Below are 17,188 nucleotides of genomic sequence, written 5' to 3' on the forward strand. Positions count from 1 at the left end.
GGTTTTTTGCCCCATAGCGTGGCCTCTGGAGCGTGACAGCAGGAGGTCATGCGATTGGACTTGACGCCGGCGTCGTCATTGCAAAGAGCAGTCGTCGTTCCGGCGCTGCGATTGGCAACTATCCGTTGCCCTCCTGCGATTGCCTGTCCGCGTCGCAGCGTCGTTGCGTCACTGGAATGGTCGTCCGCGGGCCCGAGCCGCGCACTGCAATCACCTGGGGCACCATTGGTAGAGGCGGCGCCGCGCAAGGCAGCAGGGGCGCGTGACGAGACGTGACGAGACGTGGCGCGGCGTTCTGGAGGCGCGCTTCCGGGGCCTCTCGCCGGCCGCGACGTGCCACAATCGAGCCGCGTGTCTGCTCCTCCCTTCGTGCCCGAGCTGTTCGGAGATTTTCTGCTCATCCAGCGCCTTGCGCGCAGCGCGATGGCCGAGGTGCTGGTCGCGGTGCGGCTCGGAGACCGGAGCGGGCGCACCTTCGTGGTGAAGCGGCCGCTCGTGGGAGAGCGGGCCTCGGGGCGCGCCGCGCAGGCGATCGCCCGGGAAGCGGAGGTGCTGGAGGCGGTGCGGGCGGCAGGGCTGCCAGCGCTGGAAGCGGCGGGGGAGATCGCCGGGCTGCCCTACGTGGCGCTGGAGCACGTGCGCGGGGTGGCGCTCGACGAGCTGCTCGGGCGAGGGAGCGCGCTGCCACCGGAGGCGGCGGTGGGGGTGGGGCGCGACCTTGCGCGGGCGCTGTCGGCGCTGCACGCGGCGGGGTGGGTGCACGGGGACGTGACGCCCTCGAACGTGATCGTGGACGATGCGGGGGAGGCGCGGCTGCTCGATCTGGGCATCGCCCGGCGCGCAGGGGAGCGGCGGGACGAGGTGGCAGGAAAGCCCGGGTACGTGGCGCCGGAGGCGGCGCTCGCGGGGACGGGGAGCGTGGCGAGCACTGCGGAGGATACGTACGGGCTCGGGGTGGTGCTGGCGGAGTGCGTGCTCGGGAGGCGGCTGTTCGCGGAGCGGGACGTGGTGGAGGCGGCGACGCGGGCAGAGCTGCCGCGGGAGATGGCGGCGCTGGAGCAAGCGTTGCCCGGCGTCTCGGCGGCGCTCGCGCGACGGCCCGAGCAGCGGCCGACGGTGGAGGCGCTGCGCGCGACGCTGGAGGGGTTGCCCGTGGACCGCGGGCTGCTCGCGGAATACGTGCTGCGGGCGGGAGAGCAGGCGTCGGTCGGGCCGACGCCGACCGCGCCGATGGTGATGCCGGGGCGGCCCGAGCCAACCCTCGCGGGGACGCCGACGCCCGGGAGGGTGGCGGTCAACCCTGGCCCCGAAGAGGCGCGCGGGGCGCGGGGTGGTCACGAGGGCAGTCACGCGGGTGAGCACGGCGCAGGTCTCGGTGGCGGTCCCGCGAACAGCGCGCAGGGAGGTGACGCGATCGCCGCGCGCATCGCCGAGGCGCGAGGGCTCCCCGCACCGGTGGCGCCGGCGGCTGCGCTGGCTCCTGTAGCTCCGGTGGCTCCGGCGGCGCGGCTCCCCTGGGTGGCGCTGACGCTGGGGTTCGCGCTGGTGCTGGTGGTGGGGATCCTCATCGGGCGGGCCGGGGATCGGCGCAGCCCGGGGAAGCTGTCGATCGCAGGGACGCTGCCGCGGCGGTCGCAGCTCGAGCTGGACAGCAAGCCGTTCAGCATGCCCATCGGCGGAGGGGTGACGCTGTCCCCTGGCGCCCACACCCTGGCGATCGTGCTACCCCGCGGAAACCGCCGCGAGTACACCTTCCAGGTGCGCCCCAACGAGCACATCGTGATCCTGCCTTCGGCCCGCCGGGAAGACGGCGACGGCGAGGGTGAACCTTGATCCCGGCGCCGCCCGCAGGGAGTCGACGAGGACCGGTCACCGAGGTGATCGACGCCCAGACGGGGGCCTCCATCCGGCGCATCCGCAAGCTGCGCGTGGTGGTGGTCGACGCACCGGAGGCGCAAGACCAGGGGAAGTCGTTCGTGTTCGCGCAGGACGAGGTGCGCATCGGGACGAACCCGGAGGCCGACGTGCCGCTGCGGGACCCGGCGGTGTCGCGGGAGCACCTGGCGGTGCGGCTCGATCCGAAGGGGTTCGCGCTGTCGGACCTGGGGTCGACGAACGGGACGTTCGCGGGGGACCTGCGCATCGAGCGGGTGGCGATCACCGAGGACACGCTGGTGCGGCTCGGGAACACGGTGCTGCGGCTCCAGCCGCTCTCCGAGACGGTGGACCAGGAGCTGTCGCCGCGGGCGCGCTTCGGGCGGATGATGGGCGCGAGCGCGGCGATGCGGGAGATGTTCGCGCTGCTCGAGCGGGTGGCGGCGAGCGATCTGACGGTGCTCATCGAGGGGGAGACGGGGACGGGGAAGGAGCTGGCCGCCGAGGGGCTGCACGAGGCGAGCGGTCGCCCGGGCGCGCTCGTGCCGGTGAACTGCGGGGCGATCCCGCGGGAGCTCCTGGAGAGCGAGATGTTCGGGCACGAGAAGGGGGCGTTCACGGGGGCCGTGCGGGAGCGGCCCGGGGCGTTCGTGGCGGCGGACCGGGGGACGCTGTTCCTCGACGAGGTGGGGGAGCTGCCGCTCGACATGCAGGCCAAGATCCTGCGGGCGCTGGAGCGGCGCGAGGTGAAGCCGGTGGGGTCCGACCGGACACGGACGGTGGACGTGCGGATCGTGGCGGCGACAAACCGGTCGCTCGCACGCGAGGTGCAGGCGGGGAAGTTCCGGCAGGATCTGTACTACCGGCTGGCGGTGGTGGTGGTACGGGTGCCGCCCTTGCGGACGCGGCTGGAGGACATCCGGCTGCTCGTGGACCACATCCAGGACGAGGTGGCGCGGCGGCGCGCGGCCGCGGGGCAGCCGCCGATCGTGCCGCTCGACGAGACGGCGATCGCGATGCTGACGCGCTACGACTTCCCGGGGAACGTGCGGGAGCTGCGCAACATCGTGGAGCGGTGGGCGGTGCTCGGCGCGATGGCGGCGCCCGGCGACCCCGGCGGCACGCGGCGCGAGGTGGAGGTGCGGCCCAAGGACGGGGGCGGGAGCGGCGGCGGGAGCGCGCCTGCCGGGGGTGGCGCGGCGACGTCGGGAGGACGCGGGGAGCTGGAGGACGAGCTGCTGCGGCTGCCGTACCACGAGGCCAAGGACGTGTGGGTGGAGCGGTTCGAGCGGGCGTACGTGGACGCGATACTGGCGCAGAGCGGGGGCAACGTGTCGAAGGCCGCGCGCGACGCGGGCGTGGACCGGCGTCACCTGCAGCGGCTCATGGGGCGCTTCGGGATCAAGACGAACGAATGAGGGCGTGGCGCGGCGCGGCGCCGTGACGCTGTGACGCCAAGACCCCGAGGGCCTTGACCCCTCCCGAGGGGCTTGGTGTCCTCTGCGCAGAGGAGCGTCACGCGATGCCCGGTATGATCTACGCGCGGACGAACACCCGAGGTTTTGCGGGGGTCTCCGGTCTCTATCAGTACACGAACGGTGACGGGACGAACCAGGACACCGTCTGCGGGCCTGCCGCGTGCGCGACTTTGTTGACGTACTGCGGCCTCGCGAGGCCCGACATCGCGACGCTGCGTAGCATCGAGCGGTCGCACCCTCCGGACCTGCTGTTCGGCAGGGCCGGCTCGTCGCCCCAGCGCGTGGTGGAGACGCTCTCGGCCTACCGCGCCCGTCGCCTCGGCACCGCCAACAACATCGAGACCTTGAGGCGGTGTGTCCGCGCCTCGTGCCCCGTGATCTGCGTGATCCAGAACACGGGTGGACTGTTCGGGCTTGGCGATGGTGCCCACTGGTTCGTGGTCTACGCTTACAACGACGCAGGCGTCTTCGTGACCAACTACGGGTCGAGCCCGCACCTTAGCTGGGATGACTTTCGTTCCAAATGGGGGGGCATCGTCAGCAATGTGGCGCGGTTTGCCGTGGGCCTCGGGGGGCTGTTCAAGGGGATCACCAACGTGGGGCGCGTCCTCTCCGAGAGCGCCTCCATGGGCTGAGCCGAGGCGCGTCCGCGGGCGGAGCGCCAGCAGGGATCAGGGCGCGGGCGGTACGGGCGCCGACCCATGCGTGGCGACGAGGCGCATCACCTCGGCGAGCTGCGCGTTCGGCACGGTGAGCGCGAGGTTGTACTGGGCGATGCGCCAGGCGCCCGTCGCGCCGTCGTGGACCAGCACCCCGCTGCCGCGGGCAGGGCCGAGGTTCTCGGTGGCGAGGTCCTCGTCGAACCAGGCGACGTCGCCGCTCGGGTGGAGGGCGATGTCGCGGCGCACCGCCTTGAAGCGCCACGCTCTGCCGCGCGCGAAGTGGGGGTGTGCGTAGCGCCGGAAGGCGGCGACGTCCCAGCGCTCGGCGGCGTCGGTGCCGAGGAAGACGGCGTCGGGAGTGAGGAGCTTGAAGTAGCCCTCCTCGTCGGCAGCGGCGGCGGCGGCGTGCCAGCCATCGAGGACCGCGGTGATGGCCGCGCGGTACTCGGTCTCGGCAGACGCGGTGATCTTGGCCCGCTCGGGGGAGCCCCGCCCGCAGCCGAGCGAGGCCACACCGAGCACGGTGAGTCCACAGAGAAGAAGGGCCCTGACATCGGCTCGAATCGGCATCGCTCTACCTCTGGAAATGTACCGCGGAGCGCTGCTCGATGGTGGGACGACGTGGTCCGGGCCTCGACCTGGCAAGCTCGCTTCGGTGCTGCTCTTGACGGCTGACGGAGAGGTATGGTCCACAAAAATGAGTCCGGTGTCACCGGAGCAGGACGGCCGTCCTGACCTCGAACGCGCCGAGGAGAACGGGTTGCTGCGTGCCGTCGCGGGCGCTGGAGGCCCAGCCGGTCCCGGGTAGCCCCTCTCCCCCGCTGTCGTGGCCTTCGTGAGAATCCCTGGATGAGCTCCGACGCCAAGTCCCCCGGCGACCTCGACGCCTCTGACGAGGCCTCTCTCCGCGACGTACTGGGCGCCGTGCCGCGCCCTGCTGCCCAGGTCCAGCCGCCTGGCTCTCAGGGCAGCGCGAGCGCTGGCGACGCGGACCCCTCCAGGCCCTTCGGGCTCGGCGGCGCTGGGGGAGGAGCGCAGGGCGATGCAGGCGCCGGTGATGCCGACCCCTCCAGGCTCCTCGGCATCGCTGGACCTGCAGGACAGGCGCAGGGTGCGAACGCGGCAGGCACCGAGGGCGCTGCGCCCTCCCGGCTACCAGGGCTCGCCGAAGCCACAGGGGGAGCACGAGGTGCTTCGATCCCTGGAGGCTCAGGTGCGGCAAGGCTGTCCGGTCTCGCAGGCATCGCTGCCGCTGCTGGAGGTGCTGCTGCTGCAGGCACTGTCGCGGCGGGGCTCGCCGCCATCACGGGAGGTGGTGCCTCGTCGGGAAGCACTGCCGCAGGAAGCGCCGGCAGTGGTGCGACCGCCGCGGGTGGGGCTGGTGCAGGCACGGGTGGGGGCGCCTCATCGGGGGGCTCCGGGCTCGCAGAGCGCGTGGGTGGGGTGTTGTCGGGGGCGGGCGCCGGCGGGGGCGGGGGGCTCGGGGCGAGGATACCCGACGCGGGAGGGGATACCGCGTCGGCTGCGACGTCGGCCGGAGGCGAGGGGGCGCAGCGGCTCGGTGCCGCGGAGGCTGGCGATCTCCTGGCATCGACCACGACGCGCGTGGGGGCCATCGCCGGAGGGAAGGTCGCAGAGGTCAGCGGCAAGGTCGCGAAGGTGGGACAAGCGATCGCCACGGTGGCGCGCGGGCCGAACCTGCTCGAGCTGAGCGAGCTCGCGGCGTCGGCGGGGGTCGTCCCCAGGGAGGCCGTGGAGGCTGGCAAGACCGTGTCCGAGCTGGTCGGGGCCGTGCGCGGAAACCCCGCGGGGACGGTGCGGGACATGGCCACGTCGGCGCTCGGGTCGTCGCCTGTGGCGCGCACCGCAGCCGGGATGGCCGACAGGGTGGGAGGCGTCCTCCAGCAGAACATCCCGGGCGGCGGCGGCCTCGGGGGCACGCTCGAGGACACGGGCCAGCCACTGCTCGAGGTGACCGTGGCGTCGGGCGACACGCTCGACATCCGCCAGTTCTCGGTCGAGGAGGGGCTCTCTTCGCTGTTCGCCATCCATCTCGTGGTGGTGAGCGAGAACGCCGACGTGCCGTTCGACGGGGTGGTGGGGCAGCCGGCGAGCTTCACGTTCCGGTCAGGGGCGCACACCCGCTCCTGGACGGGGCTCTGCAACCACCTCCAGCAAATCCGCGTCGAGGAGGAGGGGCTGTCGACGTACGAGCTGACCATCGTGCCCACGCTGTGGCTGCTGACGCAGCGGCGGAACTACCGGATGTTCCAGCAGCTCTCGGAGCCGGAGATCGTGCAGAGGATCCTCTCGGAGTGGGCGATCGAGCCGCAGATGAAGCTCACCGAGACGTACAAGGGCCGCAAGTACCGGGTGCAGTACGCGGAGACGGACTACGACTTCATTTCCAGGATGCTGGAGGATGCGGGGATCACCTTCCTGTTCGAGGAGGTGGACGGGGAGACGAAGCTCACGCTGACGGACAGCCCGCAGTCGCGGGAGCCGCGGGCGGAGAAGATCGCCTACCGCGACGCGGCCATGACAGCACCCGACCGGGAGCACGTGACCTCGGTGCGCGTCGGTCAGCGGGTGCGCCCCGGCCGCTACACGATGCGGGACCACGACTACCGGCGGCCACCGAGCTACAGGCTGATGGCGAGCGCAGAGGCGACGAACAGCGGCATCGAGGCGCGGCTCGAGCGGTTCCACTACACGCCGGGAGCCTTCCTGTTCCGCGCGGACAGAGGCGAGGATTCGCCGGTCGCCGACGACCGCGGCAGGGCGCGCACTGACGAGAGGGAGGGCGAGGCGCTGGCGCGCAAGCGGCTGGAGGCCAAGCGCGTCAGGGCCAAGACGTGCGCGTTCACCACGAACGCGCACGACCTCGGGCCGGGGGTGGTGATGAGCATGCTCGATCACCCGAAGAGCGATCTGGGGCCCGATCGGCCACTCCTCATCGTGGAGTCGAGCCTGATGGGGACGCCCAATGGAGACTGGGGGCACCAGTGCGAGGCGGTGAGCGCGGAGCTTCCGTACCGGCCGCCGCTCGCGGCGGTCAAGCCGAAGGTGAGCGGGGTGGAGAGCGCGACGGTGGTGGGCCCCTCGGGCGAGGAGATCCACTGCGACGAGTTCGGGCGGGTGCGGGTACACTTCCACTGGGACCGCGAGAGCCAGATGAACGAGGGGAGCTCGTGCTGGATCCACGTGAGCCAGCCCTGGGGCGGGGCGGGGTACGGCGGGACGAGCCTGCCGCGCATCGGGCAGGAGGTGCTCGTCGACTTCCTCGGCGGCGATCCGGACCGGCCGGTCATCGTGGGGCGCCTCTACACGAACCTGCAGAAGACCCCGTACGCGCTGCCCGCGAACAAGACGCAGAGCGGCTGGAAGAGCAACTCGACGACCAGCACCGGGGGCTACAACGAGCTGATGTTCGAGGACGCAGCCGGCCGGGAGCTCCTGCGCATGCAAGCCGAGCGCGACCTGCAGAAGCTGGTGAAGAACGACGAGACGGTGACCGTGGGGCACGACCGCACGAAGCTCGTGAGGAACGACGACGAGCTGACGGTGGGCAGGAACCGCACGAAGCGCGTGGTCGCAAACGAGTCGGTGACGGTCGGGATCAACCGGGTGACGGCCATCGGCCAGAACGACCTGAACGCGGTGGGCGTGAAGCACGAGCTGACCATCGCGACCGAGTCGGGGGGCGCGACGACGACGACGCACACCGACGGGACGATCGTGCTGACCACCGGCAAAGGGGCGACCATCGTCCTGCAAGGGGCGGGTATCCTCATCACCGCCGATTTCATCGACGTGATCGCGAACGCGGGCGATGTGCTCATCCAGGGTGGGCCCATGGTGAAGATCAATCCCTGAGAGCGGGGCGGCCGATGACACGTTTGCAAGGGAGGGATGGTCGATGACGAGCTTTCAGGCGAACGAGTTCTCCACGCGTCTTCCGGAGGGGCTGAAGGACAAGACGGTCAACGTCTTCTCCCTGACGGACGACGGGCCGAGTGATCTGAGCGTGGTCGTGATCCGCGACCGCCCTCTCCAGGGCGAGGCCCTGGCGGTGTACGTGGAGCGGCAGCTCGGCGTCCTGCAGCAACGGCTGCCGCTCTTCCGCATCCTTCATCGAGGCGAGGCGGTGCTCGATGGAGAACCGGCCGTGCAGCTCGACTACACCTGGATGTCGGGACCGACGGCGATGTTCCAGCGGCAGGTGATCCTCTACGCCCCCCTCTCGGGCGGGGTCCTGCTGGTGTCGGCGACTTGCAAGGGGCGCCTCGAGCCCGCCTGGGAAGAGATGTTCGGTGCGTTCCTCGCCGATTTCCGGCTGAACCGCTAGCCAGCGACAAGGGGGAGCGACATGACCGCTGCGGCCCGCATCGACGATCCGATCCAGCACTCCAACGCCCTCACCGGGCTGCTCATCGGCGCGGCCGCAGGCGCGGCGATCGGCCTGTTCGTGGTGTTCACCGGAGGGCTCGGCGCCGGGGTGATCGCGGCGGCCGTGGTCGGCGCTGGCGCGGCGGGAGGCGCAGGGCTCGGCGAGCTTCTGGGCTCTCTCTCCGGCGCCGGAGGCTCGATCACCGGAGGGATCGCCAGCGGCTCACCCGACACCACGGTGAACAGCCGGCGCTCGGCGAGGGCCACGGACGACATCGTGGCCTGCACGGGCACGCCGCCCCTCTCGCTGCCGGCCCACGATGGCAAGCACATCGCTCAGGGCAGCGCGACGGTGACCATCAACGGCCTGCCGGCCTCCCGGGTGGACGACAAGATCGAGTGCGGCTCGAAGATCCAGGAGGGGTCGCCAAACGTGATCATCGGCGGCGCGACCGTGCAGACGCTGGAGATCGACAACGAGGTGCCGGGCTACGTGCACGGCATCGTCTTCGCGGTCGGGTTCGCGAGCGCGGTGGTCCTCGCAGGGCCCGTGGTGGCTGTCGTCGGTACCCTGGGCTCCCTCGGCGGCGGCATGCTCGCGCAGGCGGCCGCAGCCCAGCTCGGCCTCAGCGAGGACGGGCAGAAGATCGCCGGATTCCTGGGCTCGCTGCTCGGCGGGGGGTTGTCCGGCAGGGCCGGCGGCAGGATCGGCAGGATCCCATCCGTCGCGCGGACGGAAGCCGCCTTGATGAGGCCCTTGATGTCCCGCTCGACGAGCTACAGCAGGTACGTCGCCTCGGTCGCCGGCGAGAGGCCGATGCAGCTGGCGGCACGCGAGGCGCACGCATCGAGGCTCGATCCCAACTCGCAGGCCGCGGCAGCCGCCAGATTCCAGGGAACCCCGGATTATCCCGGCAGGGACCCACTGCGAAACACCACATTTCGCAGGGACGAGCTCTATTACGGGGGTACCGACAGAGACGGCAACCCCACCGGCTTCTTCATCTCCGAAGCGGAGTACAACCGGGTCATCGTCAGGGGTGGAGGAACGCGCGAGGACTACTTTCAGGGCGTGCAGGTCCAGGGGTCGTCAAACCCGAAGTACATCACGCCGGACAATCCGCTCGGTTACCGCAATCAGCTCTCGGTGTTCAGGGTCACCCGTGACTTCGAGGGAGCCACCGGCCCGACCGTCGCCAATCCGCGCTATGGGGCGGGCGGTATTCAGCAGCATTTTTCGAACGCGTGGGAAGGAAGGCTGGTGGAGGTCGGGAAAGTCGACCTGAGACCGTCGCCGAATCCCGTGCTGGTTCCCTCGACGGCCGCGGGCCGTGGCCGCTACGAACTCCCGGGTGTCGGCGGCATCAGCAGCGCTGGAACACCTGCAGTCACCAACCCGGGGAACGATGTGGGCTCCCAGCGGCCTGGAGGCAGACCATGATCGATCGAGAGACGGGTGCGATGCAGCTCGAGCACGGGGTGGTCCTCGATGCATCCTTCACCCCACAGCAACTCGCGGGCTCGCCGCTCGGCCCGAAGGCCGTTCCCTACATCCACAACCTGCCCTGGGAATCGTTCGTGGTACAGACCCGGTGCAGCGACGGGACGCCCGTGCACCTCACCCTGTCGTTCTTCAACCGTACGCTGAAGTCGATCCACCTCTACCTCAGCCAAGATCCCGCGGATGATGAGAAGGGGGAGATGCTGCGGCGTCACGAGGCGTGGATCCGAGACCAGCTCGGCCAGTCTCCCTTCAGGGGAAGCTGGGGCTCCGCCGTCGCCGCGTACAACCCGCGCAACGACACGAGCAACCTCGTCCTCACCTACGGTGAGCCGATCCCTTGATCCCGCTGCCGCCTGTCCCGTCCGCCACGCGCCATGCTCAGTCCTCCGCGCGGGCAGCCTCCAGCTCCTTGCGCACCGCCGCAGCGAGCGCGACGTCTCCCGCGAGCTTGCGCATCCACACCCGCTGGATGCGGAGCAGCGCGCCGGGAGGCAGCCCGCGCGCGGTGAGGGCCGAGGCGGCGGCGCCGCGCTCGCCGGCCACCACGAGGCGCGCGTAGTCCTCGACCTTGATCGGCCCGCGCTCCGCTTCGAGCTGCTTGACGTAGGTGCCGTCGTACGCGCTCAGGAGCATGGAGCGTCCCCGCTGGGTCTCCTCCTGGATCGCGGCGGCGTGGTGCTGTTCGAGGGCCGCCCAGCGCTCCGGCTCCAGGCTCTGCGCCTTCAGGATGGCGTCGCGCCTCTCCGGAGCGCGCGCGATCGAGGCTGCGATCGTGGCACACCGGATGAGCGGGTACTCGTCGAGGGGTAGCGGCGGAGCCTCGGGCTCGGCGGGGGCCGGAGGGGTCGCGGGCTCGGCCGCAGACTCGGGTGCGGGCTTCGGCGTGGCCCGGGCGGCCATGTCGGGCGTGGCCAGCGGCCCGATGAGGGAGGGAGGACCCGGGGGCTCTTCCGCCGGGAGTGCCGTCGGCTGCAGGGGGGCAGGTGCCGTGACCGGCGCGGGCGAGGGAGATGCGGGCGGGGTCGCTGGTACGAGCGGCGCAGCAGAAGAGGCGCTGGAGGGCTGGAAGGGAGGCGGGACGGCCGGTGTCGACGAGGGGATCAGCGGCGCCGATGAGGAGGCGCCCGCGGACAGGTACGAAGGGCGCAGCGGCGCAGGGGTGGAGACCAGCGGCGCAGCTTCGGACGACGCACTGGCAGGTGCCGCAGAAGCGGGTGGGGCCGGTTGCACCACCGGGGGAGGCGCGAAGGGTGGAGGCGAGGGCGGCGAGGAGGCCGCAGGTCGGGCGGGGCTCGCCGGCTGGCTCCAGGGCGAAGCGGTGGGGGTCGCTGCGGGAGCCGAGAGCGAGGAGAGGGCCCGCGCGCCGGAGACGAAGGGCAAGCCTTTGGCGGAGGGCTGGCCGTCCGCGGGAGAGGCGTCGCTGGGGAGGGCGACCGTCATCGCCTGAGGGGGGCCGGAAGGTTCGGGAGACGCGGATCTGGCGAATGCCGAAGACACCGGCGGCGCCGGGGCGGACGGCGAGCCTGCCAGAGGTGCCGCGGGTGCCGCGGGTGCTGCGGGTGCGGCAGATCGGAGAGGATCCGGTGGCGGGAAGCGCACGCTCGGCGGTGGACCGGCGTTCGAGGAAGGGCGGGCTGCCGGCGCAGAAGCTGCGCTCGGCACGAAGGGCATCACCGCGCCGAGGTCCTGCAGGCCGAGCACAGTCTCCGCCGCGGGAGGCGCTGCTTTGGGCCGCCCAAGAGCTTCGTCGTGACGGGAAGGAGAAGGTCGTGGGCTGCTGTGCGGTGGCTCGAAGAGAGGAGGCTTCTGCGCGCTGCTCGCCGCGGCCTCCCCCGGCGATGCAGGCCGCACGCTGCTCGCCGCGGTCTCCAGCGGCGACGCAGGCCGCGCGCTGTTTATGGCGCCCTCCAGGGAAACGACCACCCGGCCGCGTTCGAGGGGATGGCGCAGCGTGAGGGTGGCCCTCCAGGTGAGGGTGCAGCGGCCGCGATCGGTGTCGATGGTGAGCGTGTCGCAGCGGAAGCGGAGAGGTTCGGGGGCGCCGCCCTCGCGCTCGGCGACGCCGCGGGGGACGACCGACGCGAGGGTGGTCACGAGGCGCGGATGCTCGGGGTGCAGGTTCTCAAGGACAATGCGCTCGGTGCCGCGCAGTTCATCGAGCTGCTGGTCCGGAGGCGCGGCGTTGAAATAGCCGGGGTCGATGTCGTTCGGCATCGGGCGCTGGGACCAGTGGAGCTGGTTCCAGGTGGCGGCGTGGCGCTGGAGGCGGGTGAGGCGCAGCGGCCAGGTGGGAGCGATGGGGCCGTAGCTGGCTGGCTCGATGGGGGTGCCGCGCGCCGTCACGCGCGAGCCGGAGAGCTGGAGGTTGGGGACAGGGGTCATGCCTTGCGCGTCGGGAGGGGCGTCCGGGCGCACACCGACGGGGTTCGCGGTGTACGGGCCGCCGGCAGCGCGCTCCCAGCGGAGGGGCATGCGGGTGAACTGCGCGAGGCGGCGCAGGTCACCGTCGGCGGTAAAGGCGCGGTCGCCGTGGACCTCAAGGGTCTTGTCGAGGGCGCCCACGACGAGGCGGGTCGGGAGGGCGGTGACCGGCTCGCCCGCAGGGGCGTGGGCATGACCCACGAGGAGAACGTCCGCGCGGGGCTTGAAGGGGACGAGGTCGGTGGCGGCTCGGAGGCTGCGGCGGTCGTCGTCGTTCCAGTAGGCGTCCGCCTCGACCGGGCGCTCCTGGTCGGGGGCGAGCTGGGACTCGCCGGGCGCGAGGGCGTAGGTGGCGGCGACGACGACGGTGAGGGCGAAAGAGCCAGGTCTGGGTTGCCAGGTGATCGAGGCAATGGGGAGAACACACGCGGAAACGACGTCCATCGTGGCCGAGTGTACCGCACCCGCAAGCAGGACAGGCTCCGCGGGTGCGGTGGAGGCTCCGCACCTCGCTCTCCGCAGGAGCGCGGGTGCGGCAGGATGTCCGCAGCCACTTCGTCCGGGATTTCTCGGGAGCCAGGCGGCGGCGGCGTGGCATGCGGGCTGCAATGACGTCCTGGCGAACCAACGCAGCGCCGCTGCAGGGAGCGTCATCATGTCGAGCATCCGCACCATCGTTCGTTCCACCGTCCTCGCCCTCTCGGTCGCGCTCGGGGTGGCTCCGGCCGCCGCGTTCGCCGACGAGGGTCAGCCCGCGCCGGTCGCCGCGAAGGGTGACGCGCAGGGCAAGCAGGGTGAGATGCGCAAGGGCAAGCCCGGCGACGGGTGCGACGGCAAGCCTGGCGAGGCGCGCAAGGGCAAGCCCGGTGACGGGCGCGACGGCAAGCCTGGCGAGGCGCGCAGGGGCCAGCAGGGCGGGCGCAAGGCGCGGGGGCCCGGCGAGATCCAGCCTCCCATGACCGCGAAAGCGTTCCAGGAGAAGGTCGAGGCGCGCATCCGCGAGACGCGCGCGAACGTGGAGGTGGCGATGGAGAAGCACGCCGTGCCCGCGCCGGTACGGGCGCAGGTGCGCAAGGACATGGAGGCGGGCGCGGCCGCGGTGCGGGAGGCACTGAAGCAGGTGGCCGCCGACGGGCAGGTGTCGCGTGACGAGGCGAAGAAGGTCCGCGAGCTGACGCGGGACATGCGCCAGAGCAGCCGCGAGAAGCTGCGGCCCGCGACGCACGGCAAGCGCGCTCGCCGGAGCGCCTGAGCGCAGGGGCGGGAAGGTCCCCTGACCCAGGGGACGCCGCGCTCAGAGGCACGTTTAGTGCGGGCGGGCGGGGGCGATGAGGTCGAGCGCGCCGTCGGCCACGAACTGCACGGCGATGGCCGCCAGGATGAGCCCCATGGTGCGTTCGAGGATGGCCATCCCGCTCCGCCCGAGCACGCGCTGCACGAGCGCGGCGCCCCGGAGGATGAAGTACGACGCGATGAAGGTGATCGCTATCGAGAGCAGGACGGCTGCTGCCGGGAGCACGCCGGGGCCGCCCTGGGACATGAGCACCACCACCGTGGCGATGGCGCCGGGGCCCGACAGGAGGGGGATGGCGAGGGGGACGAGCGCGACGTCGTCCTTCTGCGCGCCCTCCTCGGTCTCCTCGGGTGAGGTCCGGGTCCCGGAGGGCTTGGCGCGCAGCATGTCGAGCGCGGTCATCAGGAGGAGCAGGCCGCCCGCGATGCGGAAGGCGCTCAGGCTGATACCGAAGATCTTGAAGACCGCGCCACCGAAGAGCGCGAAGAAGGTCATCATCCCGAACGCGGTGAGGCAGGCGCGGGCCGCGGTCTCGCGGGCCTTTTCGGGAGGGGAGCCGGCGGTGATGGCCAGGAAGATCGGCACGATGCCGAACGGGTCGACGATGAAGAACACCGCCGAGAGGGAGACGAGGAAGTGAGAGAGGAGCTCGGTCAAGGGCAGCTCTGCGCGAGGACGCCCGAAGCGCGCCTACTTCGTTTCCTCTTCTTCGGCCGCGGCGCGCGAAGGGTTGGGCGGCGCGCCGCCGCAGCGCGAGATGCACTCGGTGTGGGCCTCGTGGTCGAGGCCGTGACAGCTCTGCGTGCAGGAGCCCGCGGCCTGCTCCTTGAGGTAGGCGCATCCCGCCGAGAGGAGCGCGAGGAGCGTGAGGGTGAGGAAGGTTCCTTGTCGGGCGAGCACGGCGCAGGTTACTGCGCTGCGGCGGCGCTGGAAAGGTCGCCGCGCGAGGTGCAGGGGCGAGGGTGGCGAGAGCGCTCGCGATGTCGGCGCGGCCGGCGCGGCTCCCCTGGCCAGCGCGTCAGTCGACGAAGCAACGCTGGAGGCGCGGGTCGTGCGTCAGGAGGTCCGCGACCTCGTCCGCGCAGTCGCGCGACGAGAGCACCGTGTAGAAGTCGTCCTTCATCGAGGGCGCGAGGCGCACCGCCTCCCGCCACGTCGCGCGCGAGAAGGGGTCGGCCTCGACCCCCTTCCAGAATCCCGTGGCGTCGAGGACGGCGGCGATGCGCTCGGTCCCCTGCCGCTGCAGGTGGCTGACGAGGTACGTCGCGACGCCTACCTGCAGCCCGTGCAGGCGGGGGCGCTCGGAGAGAGCGTCGAGGGCGTGGGAGATGAGGTGCTCGCTGCCGCTGGCAGGGCGGGAAGAGCCGCACACGGCCATGGCGATGCCATTCAGCATGAGCGAGGTGGCGAGGAGGCGGACGCCTTCGAGGTCGCCGGAAGGGCGCGCCATGAACTGGAAGACGGTGGCGTCGGACAGCAGGGCGGCGAGGTCGTTCACGGGGGTGCCGCGCGCGTGGAAGGCGAGCTTCCAGTCGGCGACGGCGGTGACCTTGGCGCAGAGATCGCCGACGCCAGACCACCAGAGCGCGTCGGGGGCGCCGAGGCACACGGCCGTGTCGACGACCACGCCGGCGGGCATGGCGGCGGGGAGGGAGCGCCGCCGTCCAGCGTGGCACAGGCTCGCCTGGGGGCTGCAGAAGCCGTCGTTCGAGAGCGAGGTAGGGACGGCAACGCAGGGCAGGTCGGCGAGGAAGGCGGTGTACTTGGCGACGTCGAGGGCGCGGCCGCCGCCGACGCCAACCACGGCGGCGCACGGGGACGGCAGGCCGGCAAAGAGGGAGGCAGCGTGCTCGAAGCTCGCGTCGCTCACCTCGTCGTTGCGCACGACCTCGACGCCATGCGCAGCGAGGCTCTCCCGGACGCGGGCGCCGATCTCGGGCAGCATCCCGGCGCTGATCAGCAGGGCCACGCGGCGGTGGCCGTCGCGCGCGAGGTAGAGGCCCACCCGATCGAGGGCGCCCGGCTTGATGCGGACCAGGCTGGGAACGGCGAGCTGCTGACGATGCGAGACCATGGGCGCTCCGGAGGGCAGGCGCGGCGGGCAGGCGCGCGGGGGTGTTCCCCCACCCGACCTGGCAGGCAGGTCTCTGCCGCGGTATAGCGCGTGCGGCAAACCCCATCATGAACAAGCGCGTCGTGACCTGGGTCCTGATCCTCGCGGTGCTCGGCGCCGCCGTGGCGGGCATCGTCTGGAAGGTGCGCAAGCCGTCGGAGCCGGACATCCGCTTCGAGACGGCGCAGGTGGAGCGGGGCAGGCTGACGGCCTCCGTCACCGCGAGCGGGACGCTCTCTGCGCTGGTGACCGTGGAGGTGGGGAGCCAGGTCTCCGGCCGCATCGAGAAGCTCTTCGTGGACTTCAACTCCACGGTGAAGAAGGACGAGGTCGTCGCCAAGATCGAGCCGATGCTGTTCCAGGCCGACGTGCGGAAGGCCAATGCCAACCTGGTCGCCGCCTCCGGGAACCTGGCGCGCGCGAAGGCCGAGGCCGACCTCGCGGAGCGCCAGCGCGTGCGCACCGTGGGGCTGCGCGCCGAGGGCCTGGTGTCGCAGGCGGACCTCGACACCGCAGAGGCCAACGCGGTGGCCGCGAAGGCCAACGTGGAGGCCCTGAAGGGTGCGGTGGAGCAGAGCCGGGCAGCGCTCTACCAGGCCCAGGTGAACCTCGCATACACCACGATCAAGTCGCCCATCGACGGGGTGGTCATCTCGCGCGACGTCAACGTGGGCCAGACGGTGGCGGCCTCGCTGTCGGCGCCGAAGCTCTTCACCATCGCCGAGGACCTGCGCAAGATGCAGGTGGACACCTTCGTGGCCGAGGCGGACGTGGGCAAGCTCGGCGCAGGGATGGCGGTGCGATTCACGGTCGACGCCTTCCCGGGGCGGCGTTTCCAGGGGGCGGTGCGCGAGATCCGGAACGCGGCGCAGACGGTGCAGAACGTGGTCACCTACGACGCGGTGATCGACGTGCAGAACCCGGAGCTGTTGCTCAAGCCTGGCATGACCGCGAACGTGAGCGTGGTGGTGTCCGAGAAGAACGACGCCCTCAAGGTACCGAACGCGGCGCTCCGGTTCAGGCCCCCGGCGGAGCTGACGGCAGCGGGGAGCGCGAGCGGCGCGGGCAGCGCGGGCCCGGCCGGAAGCGGGGGTCCTCCAGGCAGCGCCGCCGGCGCGGGCAGGCCCGGCGGCGGCGGCCGGCGAGGCCCTCCCGGCGCTGGCGCGGGTGCTCCAGGGCGTGGCGAGGGTGAGCCGGGAGGCGGCGAGGGCGACGGCGCTCCTCAGCAGACCCGCCGCACGGTGTGGGTCCTCCGCGACGGGCGCCCGCAGCCGGTGCGCGTAGTCATCGGCGTCACCGACGGCACCAACACCGAGGTCGTCGAGGGAGACCTCAAGGAGGGAGACGCCGTCATCATCTCGTCGAGCGGCGGCGCCGCGGAGACCTCCACCTCTACCCCGGCGCGGGGCGGCAGCCCCGGCGGTCCCGGCGGCATGCGGCGGATGTTCTGAC

The 17,188-nt window shown here is 71.8% G+C and carries 14 protein-coding genes; 9 read left to right on the top strand and 5 right to left on the bottom strand.

Annotated features, from left to right (window positions below):
* Positions 1–351 precede the first annotated feature (351 nt).
* From CAP_RS20235 to CAP_RS20245, 3 genes are all read left to right on the top strand, one after another.
* Positions 352–1,833 carry a serine/threonine-protein kinase gene (locus CAP_RS20235; RefSeq protein WP_044243580.1) on the top strand — a complete coding sequence of 494 codons (1,482 nt, stop codon included), beginning with the start codon at positions 352–354 and terminating at the stop codon, positions 1,831–1,833.
* Positions 1,830–3,293: an FHA and sigma-54 interaction domain-containing protein gene (locus CAP_RS20240; RefSeq protein WP_081865077.1), complete on the top strand. Its 1,464-nt coding sequence runs from the start codon at positions 1,830–1,832 to the stop codon at positions 3,291–3,293. The genes CAP_RS20235 and CAP_RS20240 overlap by 4 nt, the downstream gene beginning before the upstream one ends.
* 104 nt (positions 3,294–3,397) lie before the next feature.
* A complete protein-coding gene (locus CAP_RS20245) occupies positions 3,398–3,988 on the top strand; it encodes a cysteine peptidase family C39 domain-containing protein (protein WP_156040975.1) in 591 nt (196 codons plus the stop codon).
* Between the two features lie 36 nt (positions 3,989–4,024).
* On the opposite strand, the gene CAP_RS20250 is transcribed toward CAP_RS20245, so the two are convergent.
* Positions 4,025–4,585: a nuclear transport factor 2 family protein gene (locus CAP_RS20250; protein WP_081865078.1), complete on the bottom strand. Its 561-nt coding sequence runs from the start codon at positions 4,583–4,585 to the stop codon at positions 4,025–4,027.
* A gap of 279 nt (positions 4,586–4,864) precedes the next feature.
* On the opposite strand from CAP_RS20250, the gene CAP_RS20255 reads away from it, so the two are divergent.
* Genes CAP_RS20255 through CAP_RS20270 form a run of 4 tightly spaced genes read left to right on the top strand, consistent with a single transcriptional unit; the run spans position 4,865 to position 10,249 of the window.
* Positions 4,865–7,891 carry a type VI secretion system Vgr family protein gene (locus tag CAP_RS20255; protein ID WP_231511586.1) on the top strand — a complete coding sequence of 1,009 codons (3,027 nt, stop codon included), beginning with the start codon at positions 4,865–4,867 and terminating at the stop codon, positions 7,889–7,891.
* A 43-nt stretch (positions 7,892–7,934) separates the two neighbouring features.
* Positions 7,935–8,363: a DcrB-related protein gene (locus CAP_RS45060; protein ID WP_052375555.1), complete on the top strand. Its 429-nt coding sequence runs from the start codon at positions 7,935–7,937 to the stop codon at positions 8,361–8,363.
* A 21-nt stretch (positions 8,364–8,384) separates the two neighbouring features.
* Positions 8,385–9,845: a PAAR domain-containing protein gene (locus CAP_RS45065; RefSeq protein WP_052375556.1), complete on the top strand. Its 1,461-nt coding sequence runs from the start codon at positions 8,385–8,387 to the stop codon at positions 9,843–9,845.
* Positions 9,842–10,249, top strand: coding sequence for a hypothetical protein (locus tag CAP_RS20270; RefSeq protein ID WP_044243586.1), 408 nt, complete (start codon positions 9,842–9,844; stop codon positions 10,247–10,249). The genes CAP_RS45065 and CAP_RS20270 overlap by 4 nt, the downstream gene beginning before the upstream one ends.
* A gap of 37 nt (positions 10,250–10,286) precedes the next feature.
* Here the strand turns inward: CAP_RS20270 and CAP_RS20275 are convergent, their stop codons facing one another.
* Positions 10,287–12,773: a DUF2169 family type VI secretion system accessory protein gene (locus CAP_RS20275; RefSeq protein ID WP_044243589.1), complete on the bottom strand. Its 2,487-nt coding sequence runs from the start codon at positions 12,771–12,773 to the stop codon at positions 10,287–10,289.
* A gap of 211 nt (positions 12,774–12,984) precedes the next feature.
* Between CAP_RS20275 and CAP_RS20280 the strand changes: the two genes are divergently transcribed.
* Positions 12,985–13,581: a hypothetical protein gene (locus CAP_RS20280; protein ID WP_044243592.1), complete on the top strand. Its 597-nt coding sequence runs from the start codon at positions 12,985–12,987 to the stop codon at positions 13,579–13,581.
* A gap of 54 nt (positions 13,582–13,635) precedes the next feature.
* Here CAP_RS20280 and CAP_RS20285 read toward each other — a convergent pair whose 3' ends face one another.
* The 3 genes from CAP_RS20285 to CAP_RS20295 all read right to left on the bottom strand — a co-directional run bounded on the left by CAP_RS20285 (position 13,636) and on the right by CAP_RS20295 (position 15,697).
* On the bottom strand, positions 13,636–14,280 hold the full coding sequence (locus CAP_RS20285) for a MarC family protein (RefSeq protein ID WP_044243594.1): 645 nt from the start codon (positions 14,278–14,280) through the stop codon (positions 13,636–13,638).
* A 33-nt stretch (positions 14,281–14,313) separates the two neighbouring features.
* Positions 14,314–14,523 carry a hypothetical protein gene (locus CAP_RS20290; RefSeq protein ID WP_044243596.1) on the bottom strand — a complete coding sequence of 70 codons (210 nt, stop codon included), beginning with the start codon at positions 14,521–14,523 and terminating at the stop codon, positions 14,314–14,316.
* A gap of 118 nt (positions 14,524–14,641) precedes the next feature.
* On the bottom strand, positions 14,642–15,697 hold the full coding sequence (locus tag CAP_RS20295; protein WP_044243598.1) for an iron-containing alcohol dehydrogenase family protein: 1,056 nt from the start codon (positions 15,695–15,697) through the stop codon (positions 14,642–14,644).
* A gap of 107 nt (positions 15,698–15,804) precedes the next feature.
* On the opposite strand from CAP_RS20295, the gene CAP_RS20300 reads away from it, so the two are divergent.
* Positions 15,805–17,187, top strand: coding sequence for an efflux RND transporter periplasmic adaptor subunit (locus tag CAP_RS20300; protein WP_044243600.1), 1,383 nt, complete (start codon positions 15,805–15,807; stop codon positions 17,185–17,187).
* The last annotated feature ends 1 nt before the right edge of the window (position 17,188 follow it).

The sequence above is a fragment of the Chondromyces apiculatus DSM 436 genome (genome assembly GCF_000601485.1).
Lineage (GTDB): Bacteria > Myxococcota_A > Polyangia > Polyangiales > Polyangiaceae > Chondromyces > Chondromyces apiculatus.